The organism is Hyunsoonleella flava (assembly GCF_004310325.1).
In the GTDB taxonomy this organism is placed as follows: Bacteria; Bacteroidota; Bacteroidia; order Flavobacteriales; family Flavobacteriaceae; genus Jejuia; species Jejuia flava.
Genome location: NZ_SIRT01000010.1, coordinates 125,287 through 145,442 on the forward strand (window position 1 = coordinate 125,287; position 20,156 = coordinate 145,442).

Here is a 20,156-nt window from a genome sequence, read left to right on the forward strand (position 1 = left end):
TATTTTTTAATTTTAATGGTAATTACGTCAAAATTAAATATCTAGATGTCTAATGTCAACAAAACCAAATCAAAATGATAGTTTTCTAGTTAATATTTCGATGAACGGTAAACACTGATGACTTTTCCTTATTTTTAAAGTGAATAAAAATATAATGATGACAAAAACAGCATTTATCACTGGAGCTACAAGCGGGATTGGAGAAGCTACCGCTTACGAATTTGCAAAACATGGCATAAAACTAGTGCTGTGTGGCAGACGATTACATCGCTTAAAAACTATTCAAGATGCATTGAGCAGACTGACTGATGTACATATTTTAAATTTTGATGTTAGAAACAGACAGGCAACCTTAGATGCTATTACTTCCTTACCAAAGGATTTTAGCAAGATTGATATTTTGATAAACAATGCTGGAAACGCCCATGGTTTAGACCCTATACAGGATGGCAGTTTAGATGATTGGGACGCTATGATGGACATCAATGTAAAAGGTTTATTGTACGTGAGTAAAGGGATTATTCCGCAAATGACCGAACGGAAATCTGGGCACATCATCAATATTGGGTCTTCCGCAGGAAAGGAAGTATACCCCAAAGGCAACGTGTACTGCGGTAGTAAGCATGCCGTTTTGGCAATAACCGAAGGAATGCGTGTAGATTTGAATCCGTTTGGAATAAAAGTAAGCGCCATAAACCCAGGCTTGGTAGAAACGGAATTTTCCAAAGTACGCTTTAAAGGCGGAAAAGAGGCTGACGGCGTTTATACAGGGTTTAAAGCATTACAGGCAAAGGATGTTGCTGAAGTGATTCATTTTGCAGTTACCCGACCAGCACATGTTAATATCGCAGATGTTTTAATGTTTTGTACGGCGCAGGCTAATAGTGTGACGGTGAAAAAGACAGTATGACCAAAAACTTAAAAGATGAATGGAAACAACATTGCTTAAAAGTTTCAAATGATCTAGAATTGATTGAAAAGCTTTGGCTTGAGATAAAAAAGCAATATAGTTTAAAAATTCGCCATTATCACAACCTTATGCATCTTGAAAATATGCTTACACATGCATATTCAATTCAAGATGAAATTAAGAATTGGCAGGCTTTTCTTTTTTCAATTTGGTATCACGATATCGTTTACAAACCAACTCGAAAAGATAATGAAGTGAAAAGTGCTGTTTTAGCTAAAATTAGACTAAAACAGTTAAATATTGATGAAAAAACCTCAAAAATCATTCAAAAACTAATCATTTCTACCAAAAATCATAAAATTAATTTGACTGAAAACAACGATAATGCTTTTCTTTTAGATATTGATTTATCTATCTTAGGAAGCGATTGGAATACTTATAAAAATTATATTCAGAATATAAGAAAGGAGTATTCTATTTACCCTAGCTTTATGTATCGTAAAGGAAGGAAAAAAGTATTGTATCATTTTCTAGAACGTGAATCGTTGTACTTTACTGAGATATTTCAGAATAAATATGAAGAACAAGCCCGAAAAAATTTAGTCAAAGAAATTGAATTACTTTAAATAGATTCCTGCCTTTGCAGGAATGACAGATATGATTAACAAACGTCTCCTTATCAAACATCTTTTAGCTCATAATGATGAGAACAGTTTTTATGATAAAAAACGAAAAATTGATATCAGCCATAAAGAAGGAAAGGCTAAGTTTTTAAAGCATATTTGTGCGCTTTCCAACAGCAACCCAAAAAACAACTCATACATTGTTATTGGTGTTGAAGATGAGGACAACAAAATTATAGGTGTAGATTTTTTTGATGACAGTAAAATTCAAAACCTCATCAATGCTTATTTAACCCATCCGCCTATTGTGCAGTATGAGAACATTCCGTTTCCGCATTTACCCGATGATAAGGTAGTGGGCTTGGTAACTATTAGGCCTACTGGTATGCTAACGTCGTTGCGAAAAAATATTTGGAAGTATTACGGCGGCTCTGTGTTTTTTAGGGATGGTAGTATGAGCATGCCCAAGGTTTTTGAAAGTGACATCAAGGATGTGAATTCCAAAATTGTGGAAGCCATCGAAAACAATGCTCAAAACAACATTGAGCATACTTTGAATGGTGTGATGGATTTTATGAACAAGCGCAAGGACTTTAATGCGCAGTACAAAGTGTTTAAGGAATATTTTGTGGTGTGTTGGGCGGGCCAAAAGAAAACCGTAAAAAACGAGGTGTTTTATTCCAGAGTGGATATAGAGTTGATAAATGAGCAGGTACGGTTATTTTTCTCGGCTCTGGATGAAGTTTCTATCAAAATTACCGAAGATACGTTTGAGATTATCGAGTATGTGAATTTAGGATTTCAAAAGAGCTACAAATATTATCCATTGGAAGAAACGGTAATCCATTTTCAGGACAATGCCAGTTATAACATCGAAACTAAACTGCTTTTTGAACCGCCACAGTTTAATAAAAAAACGCTATACCATATCTACAACACCAACAATGCCCTTTTAGAAAAACTAAAAAAAGGGTTGAGCTTAACAGAAAGAGAAGCTTTAGACTTAAACAATCTACCTTCTACTTACTTGATTTGCTACCTAAACGATTTTGAAAACGCCATAGATAAATTACAAGAAGCCAAACCGTATTTAAAAAATCAGGGTAATGGCATTTACCTATTATACAAAGAAGCCATGCGTATTTTAAGGAAAGTAAAATACAATTAACATTTGTTAATAAATTTTATGGTAAATTAACGATGAAATATTTTCATTTTATGAAAAAATAGTATGTTTGCACCGCTATTAATCATTTAATCAAACCTTGTGCTCCAAATCGAAACAGAGTGTCAAGGTTTTTTTTATTGCCTACACTTTCCTTAGTTAAAATGCTCAAATTGAGTAAAATTTAAATGAAGTTTTATCTTTATCGTCTAATAAACTAGATAATTGTATAAATGAACTTCAACTTAAACCAATCCATAGAGATACTTGAGCGCACTCCAAAAGTATACGAATCGCTTTTAAAGGATTCCATCTACGATTTAGAAAAAATAAATGAAGGCGATGGCACTTGGAACGGTTATAATATTATTGGACATTTAATACATGGCGAAAAAACCGATTGGATTCCCAGAGCAGAAATAATTCTAGGAAATAATGAGTCCAAAATATTTGAACCTTATGATAGGTTTGCACAAGAAGAATTGTATGCCACACAAAACACCAATGAATTATTAATTGAGTTTAAAACACTTAGAAAGCAAAATATTGAAAAACTTCTTTCTTGGAATTTACAAGAATTCGATCTACAGAGAGAAGGCATCCATCCTGACTTGGGAATCGTTACTTTAAAACAATTAATTGCAACTTGGACAATTCATGACCTTGCCCATTTAAACCAATTATCACGAGCTATTGTAAAATATTTTTCAGAAGATGTAGGGCCTTGGAAAAAATATACTAGATTGTTGAATGAGTGAGAGGAAATTGTTTTTTCCAGGTGCTAATTAACCTAAGCCAAAACAAACTCTTAGAATTCAATGTTAATGAGGTTGCATAAGCTTGCAAAATATAAGCAACTTAAAAACTCAGCTGGTAAATTAGCCCGCGTTAGCGATTGAACGGCATGTTGGAGCTCCCGACCTAAGGAGGAGCGACTAGTGAAAGCCCGACCCACTTGCCCTGAGGGACTCGAAGGGTGTGGGTAACGCCCAAATAATTTTAAATAAAATCGAGTTGACTAAAGGATTTATTCAATACTTTTTTATCGTCTACCTCCAGCCATTTATCCAAAACAGTGGCGTAAATGGTTCTAAAATCTATTTCGAATTTTAAATCGCCGTTATCATCCAAATTGTTCAGATTCGCCATACCGTTATAAAAACCTTTCTTTTTTAGGTTTTCACCGATAATGAAGACGTTGTTTGCAGTACCGTGGTCTGTTCCTACGCTAGCGTTTTGTTTTACGCGACGGCCAAACTCTGAAAAGGTTAAGATCAGGGTATCCTTAAAGGTGCCATTGTTCTTTAGGTCGATTACAAAAGCCTCTATCCCGTCAGCGTATTGTTTTAGCAGACGCTTTTGGGTGTTTAATTGATTCACATGGGTATCAAAACCATTTAAGGACGTGTAAAACACCTTAGTATCGAGTCTGGAATTTATAAACTGTGCGGTAGTTTTTAGCTGTTTCCCAAACTTGTTTTGAGGGTAGTTCTGCTGCGTGGATACCGTTTTACTCGTTTCGTAAATATATTTTGCGGAAGAATGTGCATCAATCATAGACTTGTACAAATACCCCAAATTATGCTCGCTTAAATGCACATCGTTTTGATGCTTTTGTATGTTTTTAAAATAAGGATCTCGTGATAAATTATGAAATGCTTTGGGGTCTTTAGTGGCAATGGCATTTACTTCTTCGCCTTTCATGGCCAGTGAGAGACTTTCATCCACCTCAATGGCAGTATAGGGATGCTTACCATAATGATCCAAATATCGCCCCAGCCAACCACTTTGGGAGAACTCATCGGCGTCTGTGGCAGTTTGCCAAATGTCCATAGACCTAAAGTGCGATCTTACAGGATTTGGGTAACCTACATTGTTTATAATGGATAAATAGCCTTTATCGTAAAGCCTTTTTAAAGGTGTTAAACTTGGGTTTAACCCTACCTCATCCGTTAATTTTATTACTTCTGGTTTTGCTATCCCTAGCGATGGACGTTCTCTGTAATAAATATCGTTTCTGTAAGGTATAATAGTATTTAAACCATCATTACCGCCTGAAAGCTGAATGATTACCAAACGTTTATAACCCAAAGAACCACTGGCAACTTCCTCAAATGCTCTAACAAAACTAGGCACAAAAAATAGGCTACTAGCTAAGGATGACTGTTTTAAAAATTTTCTTCTGTCCATAAATAAATAATTTTCCTAAGGCAAAATTCTTTTTTTAGATTCCCGCATTCGCGAGAATGACAATTTCAACTGATACACCAATGCTGCGCATTGTTGAGTTTTTTATCATTAACACATTTGATATTCGGGTAACGACATTAATTGTATGCAATACTCTTGCTTGGATACTTTCTCTAGAGCATTTAAATACGATTTGGCTTCTGGACTTACCCCGCAGGCCAAAATATGTGGTGCAAGCTCATCAATCTTTACACTTTTAAACTGCTGTGTGAAATACGCCCAATTGGTCTCTGTTGTAAAACGTTTGCCATATCTCTTTTTAAACAGTTCTTTTTTCATTTCCATTTGCGTATCTATCTGACCTTCCTTGGTTTTTGAAATGTAAGCTCCATTTAATAATAGCGATGGTAGCCTTAAACGCAACACAATGGTGTTGCTATCAATCCAGCTCCTGCCTCCTTTCCAGCCTGCTACGTTTGGAGGATCTAACAAGGTTTGCCCTAACAGACGCTGTATATACATTAATTGTCTTGGTTTTTTAAAATCGGTTGGCACCAACGTTTTCATACCTACCAAAAACTCAATTGGAGATTTTATTTTATTACCAACATTGTTTTCATCATAAAACCAATCGGCCATTAACATATGACGCATAACGTTTTCAATATCATAGTCTTTGTAGAATACATCTACTAATTCGTTGATATGTTTATCGTTGCCATTTTCATTCACAAAATACCTATACAATTTTCCACAGATAAATTTGGCACATTGTTTATTTTCTAAAATAATATCTATAATATCTTCACCATTAAAGTTCCCTGTTTTTCCAAAGAAGGTTTTATCTCCATAGTCATGTGCCCTTTTTCTAAACACAAATTCACCTCTTAAATTATGGGAATAACCGGTAAATGCTTTTGCGCTTTCTTTAATATCAGCTTCAGTATAGTGCCCTTCGCCTAATGTGAACAATTCCATCAATTCCCGTGCAAAATTCTCGTTAGGTTTTTGTTTTCTATTTTGTTTGGTATTTAAGTATTTCGTCATTGCCGCTTCTTTTGAAATGGCATTAACAAAATCTTTAAAATTGCCTAAAGCATGTTTTCGAAGTGTGTTATTAAACTTTTGAATATAAAGTATGTTGTTGTCTTCGCATACAAAGTGATTTGCCCAAAATAAGGTAAGCTTTTCCCTTAGTATTTCTTTTGAAGTAGATAACCTATCAATCCAAGCCACATTCAGTTCTATTTGTTTCTGGCGACTTATTTTTTGCACTTTCATCCGCGTCTGCGAGTCCAGTTTTTTACCCATCATCTCTGAAAATGCAGCTTTAATTTCAGAAGCATCAACCTCTAAAGGAGACATAACACTGGAGGCTTTAAACAACCCGCTTACAATTTCCTTTCTGCTATTTTCGGATAATTTATCCAACTCAGAAGGTAAAATCCCAAAACCAATACGCCTGTAGAGATGTTGTATGTGCTTCTTCATATTTTAAAAGTTTGCTGATTGATGAAGATATCAATTTTAACTCTTTAGACCGCAAGAAGTTAAAAAGGTTTAATTTGAATTGAAGATACGAAAAGTTTTTTTATTCAAATACTGTTGGAAATACTGCAGATTGCCCGAAATACAACTTAACACCAACACCTATATTATGGAAAGACGCGCGTTCAAAAAGAGATTGTATTTCTGGAGGCGATACAATATCCATTTTATCATTGCGATAAGAATAGTTTAAACAAATAGCAAATTCCTTATTCAGCATATAATCAATATACCCCTCATAACTTCTTACTTGGCCATCATCAATCTGAAACGCATCGTTAGTATTGGTTCTACTTTTATTTTCATGATCTACTTGACCAAAAACAGAAAAACTCAACCCTATACGTACATTCTTTACTGGAATAATTTCATAGCCAATGTTGACATATTGATGGTTTACTTGTGTTTTATTGTAATTCCCAACAAGTGATTTGTCGTTAACAGTAAAATAACTCGTGCCAATGGTTGCAGAAACAAAAATATGCTCGTAAACAAATAATTGTGCCCTAATGTTAAAACCGCTTTTACCCTTTATGCCAAGTCCAAAAAAATTATTATCTCCTGTTGTTATCGGTTGTACATATTCTATTGCCCCAAAACCTAGCTTTTGCCAATCATTTTTGGTAACATCTTCTGGGTTATTTTCATCCTCATTTTCGGGTAACTCCTGTGCAAAGACAATAGCTCCTATCAAGGAAAAAATACCAAAAAGAAAATACTTAATATGAAAAATTGAATTCATAATCTTCTGTATCGATGGTAAATGTTTCGGTTATTTCTGGCTTATTATCTATTGAATAAGTGAAGCTTACTACGGAACCTAACAATGTCGTAAAACCTCTTGAGATTTCAGGTTGATTTTCTGACAAAGTTCTGTTTAAATTAACTTCCTCTAAACACCTAGATTCAACTAAATTCAATCCTCTATTATCAAAAACCTGAAAACATTCTGTATTTAGATATTGAAAGGCATACTTTAATTGTGTATTGGGGGGACTGGTTCTGGTAATATTATAATTTAATTGAGCTAACCTGTTAAGTTTTACAATACCTAAATCATAAATCAGGTTTCTAATAGGATGATCTTTAGTGTCTCTTAAGTAAAAATAATTTGAAAATAATTGCTCCCCATAAATTTCTATTTGAAATTCTTCATCCCTATCAAAAAGAGAAATTATTGAAAAAGAACCGTCTTCATTAGTTGAACCATTCCCTAAAACAAAAGCACCTCTAGCTCTTTCAGTATATATGTTAATCTTAATGTTTGAAACGGGAACATCATTCTCATCAACAATATTTCCTTTCACTAAAATTCTTGTGTTTTTTTCAAATTCGGGAGGACCACAACTCACCATGAAAAACAAAGTGAGGAGCATTAAAAAGTTTTGCTGCATCTGGTTTGATTTAATCTATTATATAGATACAAAAACCAAGAAAAGGTTGCGCGAAATATCTTAATAAATTACAAATCGAATTTAATCCCCTGTGCCAATGGTAACTCAGTAGTATAATTAATTGTATTTGTTTGCCTACGCATATAAATTTTCCAAGCATCAGAGCCAGATTCACGTCCACCACCTGTTTCCTTTTCACCACCAAAGGCACCACCTATTTCGGCTCCTGAAGTTCCAATATTTACATTAGCAATGCCACAGTCTGAACCAGCATGCGATAAGAACCGTTCCGCTTCGCGAAGATTATTCGTCATGATTGCTGAAGATAAACCTTGTGCTACATTATTTTGAATGGCAATTGCATTTTCAACATCACCTGAGTATTTTAACAAATACAATACAGGTGCGAAAGTTTCGTGTTGTACAATTTTAAAATCTGGTTTCGCTTCTGCTATGGCTGGTTTTACGTAGCAACCACTTTCATAGTCTTCCCCTGAAAGTACGGCTCCTTCAACAACCATATGCCCACCTTCTTCAACAACTTTTTCTAAAGCTTGATTGTACATCTTTACTGCATCTGTATCAATTAGCGGACCTACATGGTTGTTTTCATCAAGGGGATTTCCAATACGCAATTGCTCATAAGCATCAACGACCGCGTTTTTCACTTTATCGTAAACGGATTCATGAATTATTAAGCGACGTGTGGACGTACAACGCTGTCCCGCTGTACCAACAGCACCAAAAACCGCACCTATCACGGTCATTTTTATATCAGCATCAGGAGTTACTATAATGGCATTGTTCCCACCTAATTCTAAAAGTGATTTCCCTAATCTACCCGCAACTTCTTTTGCAACTATTTTACCCATTCTGGTAGAGCCAGTTGCTGAAATTAATGGAATTCGGGTGTCTTTCGTCATGAATTCTCCTACCCTGTAGTCGCCATTTATTAAACATGAAATGCCTTCTGGCAGATTATTTTCGGCAAAAACTTCTGCTGCTATATTTTGACAAGCCACACCACAAATAGGTGTTTTTTCTGAAGGTTTCCAAACACAAACATCACCACAAATCCATGCGAGAGCGGTATTCCAAGACCAAACCGCTACTGGAAAATTAAAAGCTGAAATAATACCCACAACACCTAGTGGATGATACTGCTCGTACATACGATGTCCTGGGCGCTCTGAATGCATCGTTAAGCCATGTAGCTGACGTGATAAACCGACAGCAAAATCACAGATATCAATCATTTCTTGAACCTCTCCTAAACCTTCTTGGTAGCTTTTACCCATTTCGTAGGACACTAATTTACCCAGAGCCTCTTTCTTTTCACGTAATTTATCCCCAAATTGGCGTACAATTTCTCCACGCTGTGGTGCAGGCATAGTTCGCCATGTTTTAAATGCGGAAGTTGCGGCATCCATCACTTGCTCATAATCTTCTTTTGTAGTGGTTTTTACTTTTCCGATTAGTTGTCCATCAACTGGCGAATAACTCTCGATGATTTCACCATTCGAAAAATTATTTGATCCTGTAGATGTGCCTTCGTTAATAGCTTTTATACCTAAACTTTCAAGTGCCTCATCTATACCGAAATCAGTCGCTAATGTCTTCATTAATTATTGATTTATTAAATATGTTTAAATTATTTGCGAATATACTAATAAAATGTTGTTTTTGTTGAAATTTATTAATGATAAAATCACTAACTTTAGTAGCTGAAAAATTATATTTCACAATGAAAAAAATTATTGTATTGCTTGTATCCATCATTTTATTTTACTCTTGTAAAGAAGATGTAAAAGAAACCGCTACATATGCAGAAAAAACACCTGAAACATCACAGTTTTCAATTGTTATTCATGGTGGTGCTGGTTATATTAGAAAAGATAGTACATCTGACGAGAAAGAAGCAGAATATCGTCAAAAACTGGAGGAAGCCATTCGGGTTGGATACAACATATTGAAAGACGGCGGTAGCAGTCTAGATGCTGTACAAAAAACTATAAATATCTTGGAAGATTCGCCTCTTTTTAATTCTGGCAAAGGCGGTGTTTATACAAACGAAGGCATGTGCGAGCACGATGCTTCTATTATGGACGGCAGCACCTTAAATGCTGGTGCATCAGCAGGCACTAAAACCGTTAAAAACCCCATAGATTTGGCAAGGGCTATTATGGAAAAATCTCCTCATGTTATGCTTGCAAGAGAAGGTGCAGAAACCTTCGCTCAAGAACAAGGTTTAGACATTGTAGATCCTTCTTATTTTTACACAGAAAAAAGCATGAAAGCCTTAGAACGCGTCAAAGCTTCTGAAAATAAAAAAGTAGCTTCCTTCTATGATTCCGATATTCAAAACTCTAAATTTGGTACAGTGGGTTGTGCTGCATTAGATAAACATGGCAATTTAGCTGCAGGAACATCAACAGGTGGTATGACGAATAAACGTTGGGGACGCATTGGAGATTCTCCTATTATTGGTGCTGGTACTTATGCTAATAATAATACCTGTGCTATTTCCAGTACCGGTTGGGGCGAATACTTCATCCGTGGTATGGTGGCCTATGATATTTCCGCATTGATGGAATATAAAAATTTGTCTTTAAAGGAAGCTGCGAAACAAGTTGTCCAAAATAAATTACCAAGCATAGGTGACGGCAAAGGTAATGGCGGTATTATTGCTGTTGATAAACATGGTAATATGGTGATGGAATTTAATACCCCTGGCATGTTTCGCGCTACTATGAATGATGAAGGTGAATTGTATGTTGGGATGTTTAAGGATTAAGCATTAGAATTTCTTTTCTTAAGGAAAATCTGTGTATAATAGTACGTTCCAGAGCTATTTTTTACCGCTGCAATACCAATATGCGTAAAATCGCCTTCAATGTTTTCGCGATGACCCGAACTGTTTAACCAAGCGTCCATAACTGCTTTAGCATCGCGCTGACCGTAAGCTACATTTTCTCCTGTTTTATTTGCATTTTCTTCGGTAATCAATCTGTCTGACCGTTTGTCAAAATCATCATGACTGATATCACTTTGTTCAATCATATACAATGTATGCTCGTAGGCTAAATCATTTGCCAAAATATTAAATTCTAAAGCATTCTTGCCAATACTCGCTCTATGTGCATTTACAATCTGTAGAATTTCTTCGGCCATCGAAAGAGCCTCTAATTGCTCCATCTCTTCTACTGAAACAGCATCTTTAGAACAAGATATATTTGAAAAAATTACAGCAAAACAACATAAAAGGGTGTAGGTTTTTAAACGAAATGTATTCATAATATAAGTAGATTAGGTATTGAAATATACGCGTACCAAAGGTTTAGGGATGAAAAAATCCTTGAAAATCGATAATCTTACACAAAAACATGTCATTCATCGATAATTTCGTGCTTCGCTTAAAACATTAAGACTTATTTAACATCTGAAAAAGACTAAATCTCAAAATTCCTCCGTAATTAAATTAACGAGATTCTACCTACGCTTTCGTTTTTTCAGTAATTTGTTCACTTAAATATCTTCATCATGTCATTCAAAAAACGCCTTGCTTTTGTAATCATAATTGCACTAGCGATTTCCTGTAAAAAGAAAGCTGTAGAAACCGATAATATTTTCAAGTTCCGAGATTATGTCAGTTATACGACTTCAGGAATGAGTTCGGTAGCAAATCCTATTCAAATAAATTTAGCCAATGATGTAGAAGGTTGGGAAATGGGACAGGAAATAACCGATAACATTGTTTCCATCACACCACATATTGAAGGTAAATTAACCGTTGCCAATAAACACAGCTTACTATTTACACCAGATGAGCATTTAGAGCCTGATACCGAATATACCGTTAGTGTAAAACTGAAGGATATTTATAAAAATATGCCAGATGGTTTTGAAGATTATACCTTTCAGTTTAAAACCATAACACCTAGTTTTAATGTGGTTACCAATAGTTTACAATCCTACAGCAAAGCATGGCAATATTTAGAAGGTGTTATAAAATCTGCTGATATTATTACTATTGAAGATGCAAAAACCTTAGTTGAAGCATCGCAAAATGGCAAAAAATTAAATGTTATTTTTAACGAATTAAATACAAGTTCCAAGCATTTCGAATTTAAAATTGATAGTATTAACCGCTTCGTTGAAGACAGCAAAATTCTTGTAAAATGGAATGGAAAAGCCATTAAGGCAGACAACAAAGGCGAAAACACAGTTGTAATTCCGGGTAAAAACAACTTTACTATTGTGGATACTGAAGTAACACAGTCACCCGAGCAATTCTTATCCATTAACTTTTCTGATCCTTTAAAAAAACAGCAAAATTTTGATGGCTTAGTATCCATTCAAAAAGTAAAAAACCCAAGATATATTGTTGAAGGCAACGTATTAAAAGTCTATCCAGACAGCAAGTTAGTAGGCAATATTCAAGTTGATATTTTTCAAGGTATAAAAAACACCGATGGTTATAAATTGAAGCAACCCTTTTCTGAAACTATTGCCTTTGAAGATTTAAAACCGCAAGTGAGATTGATAAGCAATGGCACCATTTTACCAAATTCTCAAGAGTTAAAATTCAATTTTGAAGCCGTAAATTTAAGTGCCGTTGATGTACGTGTTATTAAAATATTTGAAGATAATGTGCTTCAATTTCTTCAAGACAATAATTTGAATAGCAACAACAGATATGATATAAAGAAAGTTGGACGTCGCATTGCAAAACAAACCATTCAACTCCAAACCGCCTCAGAAAACACTGGAAAATGGAAAGCCTATAGTATTGATTTATCCAAGTTTTTTCAAGCAGATGCAGGCGCCATTTATCGTATTGAGTTAAGTTACGACCGCCGTTACTCTTTATACGATTGTGAAGCCAATGCCAATGTATCCCGTTCTGAAAATGATGATTATGATACGTATTACGAGGAAGATTACTACGAGGAAAACTATGATGATTTAGCTTCAGATCCCGATAGCTATCGGGATGAAGATTTACGCGAGGAAATGTATTGGGATAATTTGTTATATCGCTATAAAAATTACAGCTATAATTGGCGCGAGGAACAAAACCCATGTCATGATGCATATTACAACGAACGTAAAATTGTATCTCAAAATTTACTCGCTTCAAACTTGGGCGTTATTGCAAAACGTGGAGGGAATAACTCCTATTATTTTGCGGTTACCAATATTTTAAATACTGAGCCAGAAGCGAATGCTAAAGTTGCACTTTATAATTTTCAACAGCAAGAAATTGCAAGCAGACCTACTGATGCCCAAGGATTAACCACTATTGATGCCGATAAGCACGCTAATTTCGCCATAGTTTCAAAAGGGAATAACACCACTTATGTGAAGTTACAAGATGGGAACTCTTTATCGCTTAGTAAGTTTGATGTATCTGGTCATCGTTTACAGCGTGGTTTAAAAGGCTATTTGTATGGCGAACGCGGTGTGTGGCGACCGGGAGACACTTTGCATTTAACTTTTATGTTGAATGATAACGCAAATCCGCTTCCAAAGCGTCATCCTATAAAGTTAGAATTAACAGATCCTAACGGAAAACTGGTGTATAAAAATGTAACTACGGATAATCTTAACAATTTCTACAAGTTTACCGTACCAACATCCACAGAAGACAAAACAGGGAATTACAATGCAAAAGTTTCAGTCGGTGGCGCAACGTTCAATAAAACCCTTAAAATTGAAACCGTAAAACCTAACCGTCTAAAAATTAAAATTGATTTTGATGATGAGATGCTTTCAAGCACTAAACCTCTTAATGGCGATTTGGATGTGAAATGGTTACATGGTGCTCCAGGAAAAAATTTAAAAGCTGAAGTGAAGGCGAAATTTAGTTCAGCTTACACCGCTTTTGAAAATTATAAAAACTACACCTTTAATGACCCCACACGAAAATTTCAAACCGAAGAAGTTACGGTGTTTGAAGGGAAAGTGAATGAAGAAGGATTAGCCTCTATCAATAAAAAGCTCAACATCGGGAAGAATGCTCCAGGAATGCTGAATGTTCAGTTTTTAGTAAGAGCCTTTGAAAATGGTGGCGATTTTTCCATGGATGCCTTTACCAAAAAATATGCACCTTACAGTTCGTTTGTGGGCTTGCGTTCGCCAAAAGGCAATGCTTATGGTTCATTTTTTACAGATGAAAATCAAACCTTTGATGTGGTTGTGGTTGACGAAAATTCTAAACCCGTAAAACGTAATAATCTTGAGGTTAAAATTTATAAAGTAGAATGGCGTTGGTGGTGGAATTCCTCATACGATGATTTAGCCAGCTACGTGTCTAGTAAATATCATAGACCTTATAAAACTTTAAAAGTGAATACTGATGGTAATGGTAAGGCCAATTTCAATATAAAAATTCCTGATGAAGATCGCGGACGGTATTTGATACGCGTGGTAGATCCCGTAAGTGGTCATGCTACGGGGCGCACCGCCTATTTCTATAAAAACTGGTGGCAAAAAGCGCCATCTAGTGATAAAGAGGCCGCTAAAATGTTAGTGTTTTCTGCGGATAAGGAAAACTATAATGTTGGAGAAACGGCTAAGGTTACATTTGCCTCTGGTAGTGAAGGTCGCGCTTTGGTAAGCATTGAAAATGGCACTGAAGTATTGGATTATAAATGGGTAAAAACAGCAAAAGGCGAAACAGTTGTTGATATACCTGTCACTAAAGAAATGGCTCCCAATGTATTTGTGAATATTTCACTCTTACAACCGCATGCGATTACAGCGAACGATTTACCTATTCGTTTATATGGCGTCATTCCAATTATGGTAGAAAACCCTAGCACCAAATTGCACCCCGAATTGCAAATGCCAGAAACGCTGAAACCCGAACAAACCTTTGTAGTAAAAGTGTCTGAGAAAGACAACAAGCCCATGACCTATACCATTGCTATAGTAGAAGAAGGTTTATTGGATTTAACCCGATTTAAAACCCCAAATGCTTGGGCAGAATTTTACAAGCGTGAAGCTTTAGGCGTAAAAACCTGGGATGTTTTTGATGATGTAATTGGCGCGTTTTCGGGGAGTATAGATCAAGTATTTGCCATTGGTGGCGATGGTAGTGCCGCTGGTGGTAAAAACAAAAAAGCAAACCGTTTTAAACCTGTGGTCACCTATTTAGGGCCTTTTAAATTAGATGCTGGAAAAACAAAAAGCCACCAAATAAAACTGCCTAATTATATTGGTTCGGTACGCACCATGGTAGTGGCTGGAAATAATGCAAACGAAGCTTACGGCAGTACAGACAAAACTGTTCCTGTTAAAAAACCGTTGATGGTGTTAGCAACATTGCCGCGGAAATTAAGCCCGGGCGAAAAAGTAACCCTACCTGTTACTGTTTTTGCCATGGAACCGAAAGTGAAAAACGTCAATATTAGTTTAAAATTAAGCGAGGGTATTTCGGTTGTTGGCAATGCTAAAAAAACGTTGAGTTTTGCTAAACCCGATGAGCAAATGGCATATTTTGAATTGGATGTAAGTAAAGCCAAAGGTATCAACACTGTTGAAGTTATTGCTTCAGGACACGGCGAAACATCAAGATATAAAGTAGAGTTGGATGTAGAGAATACAAATCCAATTACCTCCAAAGCTATTGATAAAACACTCACAGCAAATGGGGCTGAAACTTTGGAGTTTTCAACCTTTGGTGTAGCAGGTACAAATTCGGCAACCGTTGAGTTTTCAACCTTACCGCCAATGGATTTTACGAGACGTTTGGAATATTTGATTCGTTATCCTCATGGGTGCGTGGAGCAAACCACATCGAGTGTATTTCCGCAGTTATTTCTAGAAGATATTTTTGATTTAACGTTTGATAAGAAGAAAAAAATTAGAGACAATATTGAAAAAGGCATTACACGTCTCGGGCATTTTCAAAGAGCATATGGAGGCTTAAGCTACTGGATGGGAGAAAACAACGCCAATGATTGGGGCACCAGCTACGCTGGCCATTTTATGATTGAAGCCGAAAAGAAAGGCTACGTATTACCGCTGACCTTTAAGAGCAATTGGCTGAAATATCAAAAGCAAACCGCTAGAAATTGGCGACCGAGTTATAGACGCTACAATTCTGATTTAGCACAAGCTTATAGGTTGTACACCTTGGCATTAGCGGGCAGTCCAGATTTAGCAAGTATGAACCGTTTGCGGGAGTTTAGTGAAATTTCTAATGAAGCCAAATGGCGATTGGCTGCCGCCTATGCTTTGGCGGGACAACAAGAAGCGAGCGATAAAATTTCGCAATCGGCTAATATTAATTTTAAACCGCAACGCTATAATTATTACACCTATGGTTCGGTAGATAGAAATCGCGCCATGGCTTTAGAAACTATGGTGCTGACTAAAAACTCAAAAACCCGAGAATTAGCTGAAACGATTGCTAAAGATTTATCAAGCAATCGCTGGATGAGTACACAAACCACGGCTTACAGTTTGTTAGCCATGGCGAAACTGGTAAATGCCAATGGCGGAAAAGCGTTACACCTAAACTATACCATTAATGGAAAAACGGAAAGTATTACTACTAAAAATGCCATTGCCCAACGTGACCTCAACATTGCTGATGGTGTGAATCGTTTAGTATTGAAAAATACCAAAGACAATGTGGTTTATGTCCGTTTTTTAAACTCAGGGAAATTACCATTAGGTAAAGAGTTGGCAGAACAACGCGGATTAAGTGTGTCGGTGCAATACAAAGACTTACAAGGAAATACTATTGATATCTCTAAATTGATGCAAGGTCAGGATTTTGTAGCTACTGTGCGCGTAAGTAACTTAAAAAATAGTAAGGTGAATGATGTCGCCTTAACCCAAATTTTTCCATCGGGTTGGGAAATTGTAAATACACGTTTTACAGCTTTTGGAAGTAATACGGCCAGTAATGCAAGACATACCGATATTAGGGACGACCGTGTGTATTTCTATTTTGATTTACCTGAAAAAGGCAAACACAGCACCAAAACCTTTAACGTAATGCTAAATGCTTCGTATTTGGGCACCTATTATTTACCGGGAATTCAGGCTGAAGCGATGTATGATAATGAGTTTTTGGTTAGAACAAAAGGGAAATGGGTTGTGGTTGAGAAGTGATAAACTCTTGCGAATTCCGATAGCTATCGGAAGGAATCTAATGTAGAATATTGTACTGATGTTTAACTTGATTTTGTCAGAAAAAAATGATAATTTCGTTTAACATCCGATATAGTTCATTAAAACGGAACCATATCTCCACATTGTACTGCATTTGAAAACAAACTAAATGAATAGACCACAAACAATACAGATTTTTTTGCCAGATGGCTCTCCGAGAAGTGTAAAAATTGCAGAAATAACAAATCGAGTTGTTAAAGCTGTATTAGTTCCCAGAAATAAACTCGAATATATATCGACAAGAACGGAATTAAATAATGTTGGAATTTATTTCTTGTTTGGAGAATCTGCTGAAAAGGCAAAACCAATAGTCTATATTGGAGAAGCTGAAGATTGTCTTGAAAGACTAAAACAACATAACCGAACAAAAGAGTTTTGGAATTATGCTGTTGTGATGGTTTCAAAAATCAATGCATTTACTAAATCACACGCGAAATACTTGGAACATATTGCAGTTGACCAAGCTAAAGAATCAAACAGATACGAAACTGAAAATCAAACTGCTCCAAGTAAACCATTCGTGACTGAATCAATGGAAGCCGATTTATTGGATAGTTTTGATACAATCAAAATACTTCTTTCAACTCTTGGTTTCCCTGTTTATGACAAAGTTGGTAAAGAACAAGTTACATCTAAAGAATTACTCTTTTTAAATGGTCGTAATATTAAAGCCGAAGGAGATTTAATTGACGATGGATTTGTCGTTTTTAAAGGTTCACAAGTAAAGAAAGATACTGTTCCGTCTTGTCATGAATATTTAATCAATTTAAGACAAAAACTAATCCAAAATGAAATTCTGATTGAGAAAAACGGTAATTATGAATTCGTACAAGATTATGTTTTTAATTCGCCAAGTACAGCTGGAGGAGTTGTTTTAGGACGTTCAACAAATGGTTGGACTAAATGGAAAAATAAGGGCGGGAAAACTTTAGATGAAATTAAAAGAAAATAAAACGCAGTACAACAATGTATAACCGCAATTACGGCGGATTCGACTACGTCCGAATCCACTCGGAATTGCTAACGTATGTGCTAAACCGAAAATAATCGCTAATTTAACCCGTAACTGACGGTTATACGAGACCGTTAAACGAACCCCTCCAAAAGCAGAACTAAATTTCTTTAAACAACCAAGCCAGCAAACACACCCGCGTTAGGGATTGAACGGCATACTTCGACTGTGCTCAGCACAGGTGTTGGAGCTCCTCGCAGAGAGCGACTAGTGAAAGCCCGACCCCGCTTCGATAGCCTCAGCGACCGAGTGGGGTAACGCCCAAAAACTATCGCTTTAAAGTAAAATGGCCTGTAAACTTCTGATTTTCTATTGCGATGACATACCAATAATCGTCTGAAGGCAATTGTTGTCCTGCGAATGTACCATCCCATGAAAACGAGGTGTTTTTAGCATATTTTAAAAGCTTTCCGTAGCGATTGAAAATGGAAACCGATGATGTTGAGAAGAGTTCAATACCTTTTAAATCGAATCGATCATTTACGCCATCGTTGTTTGGTGTGAAAAATGAAGGGATAAAAAAATGTAGATATTCTGTTGTTACTGCATTATCGCATTCTTGAAGTTTAACATAAATAGTATACCTGCCTCCTTTAACATTTAAAAAGGTGTTGTTTGTTTGATAGGTACTCCCATCTAAAGAGTATAAAAAATTGCTAGGACTTGAAAGGTTGACGGTAATACTATTTCCGTTTGATTCAATGGTTTCAATAATAGGATTATCTATTTGATTTACTTGAATGGTTTTAGTAACCGTACAGCCAATATTGGTAACATCTACAGTATAAACGCCTGGTGTACTTACCATTATGCTTTCTGTAACTTCGCCAGTACTCCAACTATATGTAGCCGTAGAGATATTGGTATCTGCATTTAACGTAATATTTGTGTTTTCGCAAAATTCTAAAACTTCATCAGTTATTATTGGTGTCTCAAAAAAATCAAATTCCACAGCTGTTCTTGATACAGAAGTACATCTACCACGAACTGTTACAGCTTCAGCGTAATACATCCCCGGTACATCCGTACTGAAAGTTGTACTATTGGATTGAAGCAAGTTTCCACCAGTTGGGGCATCATACCAATTTACTGTAACCCCTTCGGTTACAGTTACTGCTAATGGTTCTATAGCATTATCGCAAAGTGATAAATTCTCTATAACTTCTGGAGCTGGTGGTATTCTACCAACGCCAAACTCAAATACATCAGACAAGGTATTGCAAGAAGAGTTTAAAATATTAAGAGGATTCTCTACTACTTTAGTTCTATAAAACACTTGACTGGTAATTACTGGCGTAACATAGGTATCACTTGTTTCGCCTGGTATATCTACCCAATTTATACCATCTCTACTCTCTTGCCACTGGTAAAAATGCTCTGAGAAAATTGAGGAATCTGGTACAGCTGTTAATGTGGTACTAGAAATCACCTCTCCATTGCAGCTAAAGCGAGATGTATTATTTTGCGAATCTAAAATAGGGACACTATCACCGCAAGACCTAAACCATATATCGTCTATAGCAAAATCGTTACCACAGCCGCCTGATTCGTTATTGAACATTTTTAAAATGACTGACGTTTGACCTGGAAGCGACTTGAAAACCAGTCCGTATTCCTGCCAATCGGGGGTAATTGTACTTAGGATATTGCCTGAGTTGCCACTAGCCAATAGACTTGTGTTTGTGCTGTCCCAAACCTCGAATCTTATATTGATAGGGACACTAAGGCCTTCAGCACCACACCCGTCATGGTAAAAGGGCATAAGATTTATGATCCAAGTAGAAAACCCATAGATTGTATTTTCACATAAATCTGGGACTGTCATTCTAAAAAATTCTCCAGGACTGATATCAGCATTTACTATTAACATTTTACCATTGGCATCACCTGGAGTATGGTCTTCAGTATCAAACCAACCTAAATAATCAGTATTACTTGCTACTTTATAAAAACCTTCATTAGGAGTTTCTGATGTGAAGGTATAGTACGTATTTCCAAATGACAATGGAGTATCGTTTGTGCCGTTTCCAAAATCTTCTGTAAAAATAGGGTCCCCGAATATGCCCGTACAAAAATCTGTTTGTGCACTAACCTTGCAAATAAATGCAATACCAATTGTTATGAAAAT

The 20,156-nt window shown here is 36.1% G+C and carries 14 protein-coding genes; 7 read left to right on the forward strand and 7 right to left on the reverse strand.

Annotation, left to right across the window (positions count from 1 at the left end):
* Positions 1 to 157 precede the first annotated feature (157 nt).
* The 4 genes from EYD45_RS12100 (at position 158) to EYD45_RS12115 (ending at position 3,456) form a co-directional block, all read left to right on the forward strand.
* Entirely contained in the window at positions 158 to 910 is a 753-nt protein-coding gene (locus tag EYD45_RS12100; protein WP_130964852.1) for an SDR family NAD(P)-dependent oxidoreductase, read from the forward strand.
* Entirely contained in the window at positions 907 to 1,536 is a 630-nt protein-coding gene (locus EYD45_RS12105) for an HD domain-containing protein (RefSeq protein WP_130964819.1), read from the forward strand. The genes EYD45_RS12100 and EYD45_RS12105 overlap by 4 nt, the downstream gene beginning before the upstream one ends.
* A gap of 31 nt (positions 1,537 to 1,567) precedes the next feature.
* Positions 1,568 to 2,701 carry an ATP-binding protein gene (locus EYD45_RS12110; protein WP_130964820.1) on the forward strand — a complete coding sequence of 378 codons (1,134 nt, stop codon included), beginning with the start codon at positions 1,568 to 1,570 and terminating at the stop codon, positions 2,699 to 2,701.
* A gap of 230 nt (positions 2,702 to 2,931) precedes the next feature.
* The gene (locus tag EYD45_RS12115; protein WP_130964821.1) at positions 2,932 to 3,456 is read left to right on the forward strand and encodes a DinB family protein; all 525 of its coding nucleotides are present in this window, start codon (positions 2,932 to 2,934) and stop codon (positions 3,454 to 3,456) included.
* A 241-nt stretch (positions 3,457 to 3,697) separates the two neighbouring features.
* On the opposite strand, the gene EYD45_RS12120 is transcribed toward EYD45_RS12115, so the two are convergent.
* The 5 genes from EYD45_RS12120 to amaB form a co-directional block, all read right to left on the reverse strand.
* On the reverse strand, positions 3,698 to 4,888 hold the full coding sequence (locus EYD45_RS12120; protein WP_130964822.1) for a DUF1501 domain-containing protein: 1,191 nt from the start codon (positions 4,886 to 4,888) through the stop codon (positions 3,698 to 3,700).
* Positions 4,889 to 4,996: 108 nt separating this feature from the next.
* A complete protein-coding gene (locus EYD45_RS12125) occupies positions 4,997 to 6,379 on the reverse strand; it encodes a DUF1800 domain-containing protein (protein ID WP_130964823.1) in 1,383 nt (460 codons plus the stop codon).
* Between the two features lie 100 nt (positions 6,380 to 6,479).
* Complete coding sequence (locus EYD45_RS12130) at positions 6,480 to 7,178, reverse strand: hypothetical protein (RefSeq protein ID WP_130964824.1); 699 nt, start codon at positions 7,176 to 7,178, stop codon at positions 6,480 to 6,482.
* A complete protein-coding gene (locus EYD45_RS12135) occupies positions 7,156 to 7,830 on the reverse strand; it encodes a hypothetical protein (RefSeq protein ID WP_130964825.1) in 675 nt (224 codons plus the stop codon). The genes EYD45_RS12130 and EYD45_RS12135 overlap by 23 nt, the downstream gene beginning before the upstream one ends.
* A 68-nt stretch (positions 7,831 to 7,898) precedes the next feature.
* On the reverse strand, positions 7,899 to 9,452 hold the full coding sequence (gene amaB / locus EYD45_RS12140; protein WP_130964826.1) for an L-piperidine-6-carboxylate dehydrogenase: 1,554 nt from the start codon (positions 9,450 to 9,452) through the stop codon (positions 7,899 to 7,901).
* Positions 9,453 to 9,574: 122 nt separating this feature from the next.
* Between amaB and EYD45_RS12145 the strand changes: the two genes are divergently transcribed.
* Entirely contained in the window at positions 9,575 to 10,624 is a 1,050-nt protein-coding gene (locus EYD45_RS12145; protein WP_130964827.1) for an isoaspartyl peptidase/L-asparaginase family protein, read from the forward strand.
* On the opposite strand, the gene EYD45_RS12150 is transcribed toward EYD45_RS12145, so the two are convergent.
* Entirely contained in the window at positions 10,621 to 11,124 is a 504-nt protein-coding gene (locus EYD45_RS12150; RefSeq protein ID WP_130964828.1) for a CAP domain-containing protein, read from the reverse strand. The genes EYD45_RS12145 and EYD45_RS12150 overlap by 4 nt on opposite strands.
* Positions 11,125 to 11,370: 246 nt before the next feature.
* Here EYD45_RS12150 and EYD45_RS12155 point away from each other — a divergent pair, with 246 nt between their 5' ends.
* Positions 11,371 to 16,956, forward strand: a complete 5,586-nt coding sequence (locus EYD45_RS12155) for an alpha-2-macroglobulin family protein (RefSeq protein WP_130964829.1) — start codon at positions 11,371 to 11,373, stop codon at positions 16,954 to 16,956.
* Positions 16,957 to 17,125: 169 nt separating this feature from the next.
* On the forward strand, positions 17,126 to 17,968 hold the full coding sequence (locus EYD45_RS12160) for a GIY-YIG nuclease family protein (protein ID WP_130964830.1): 843 nt from the start codon (positions 17,126 to 17,128) through the stop codon (positions 17,966 to 17,968).
* A 328-nt stretch (positions 17,969 to 18,296) separates the two neighbouring features.
* Here EYD45_RS12160 and EYD45_RS12165 read toward each other — a convergent pair whose 3' ends face one another.
* Complete coding sequence (locus EYD45_RS12165; protein ID WP_130964831.1) at positions 18,297 to 20,033, reverse strand: T9SS type B sorting domain-containing protein; 1,737 nt, start codon at positions 20,031 to 20,033, stop codon at positions 18,297 to 18,299.
* Positions 20,034 to 20,156 lie beyond the last annotated feature (123 nt).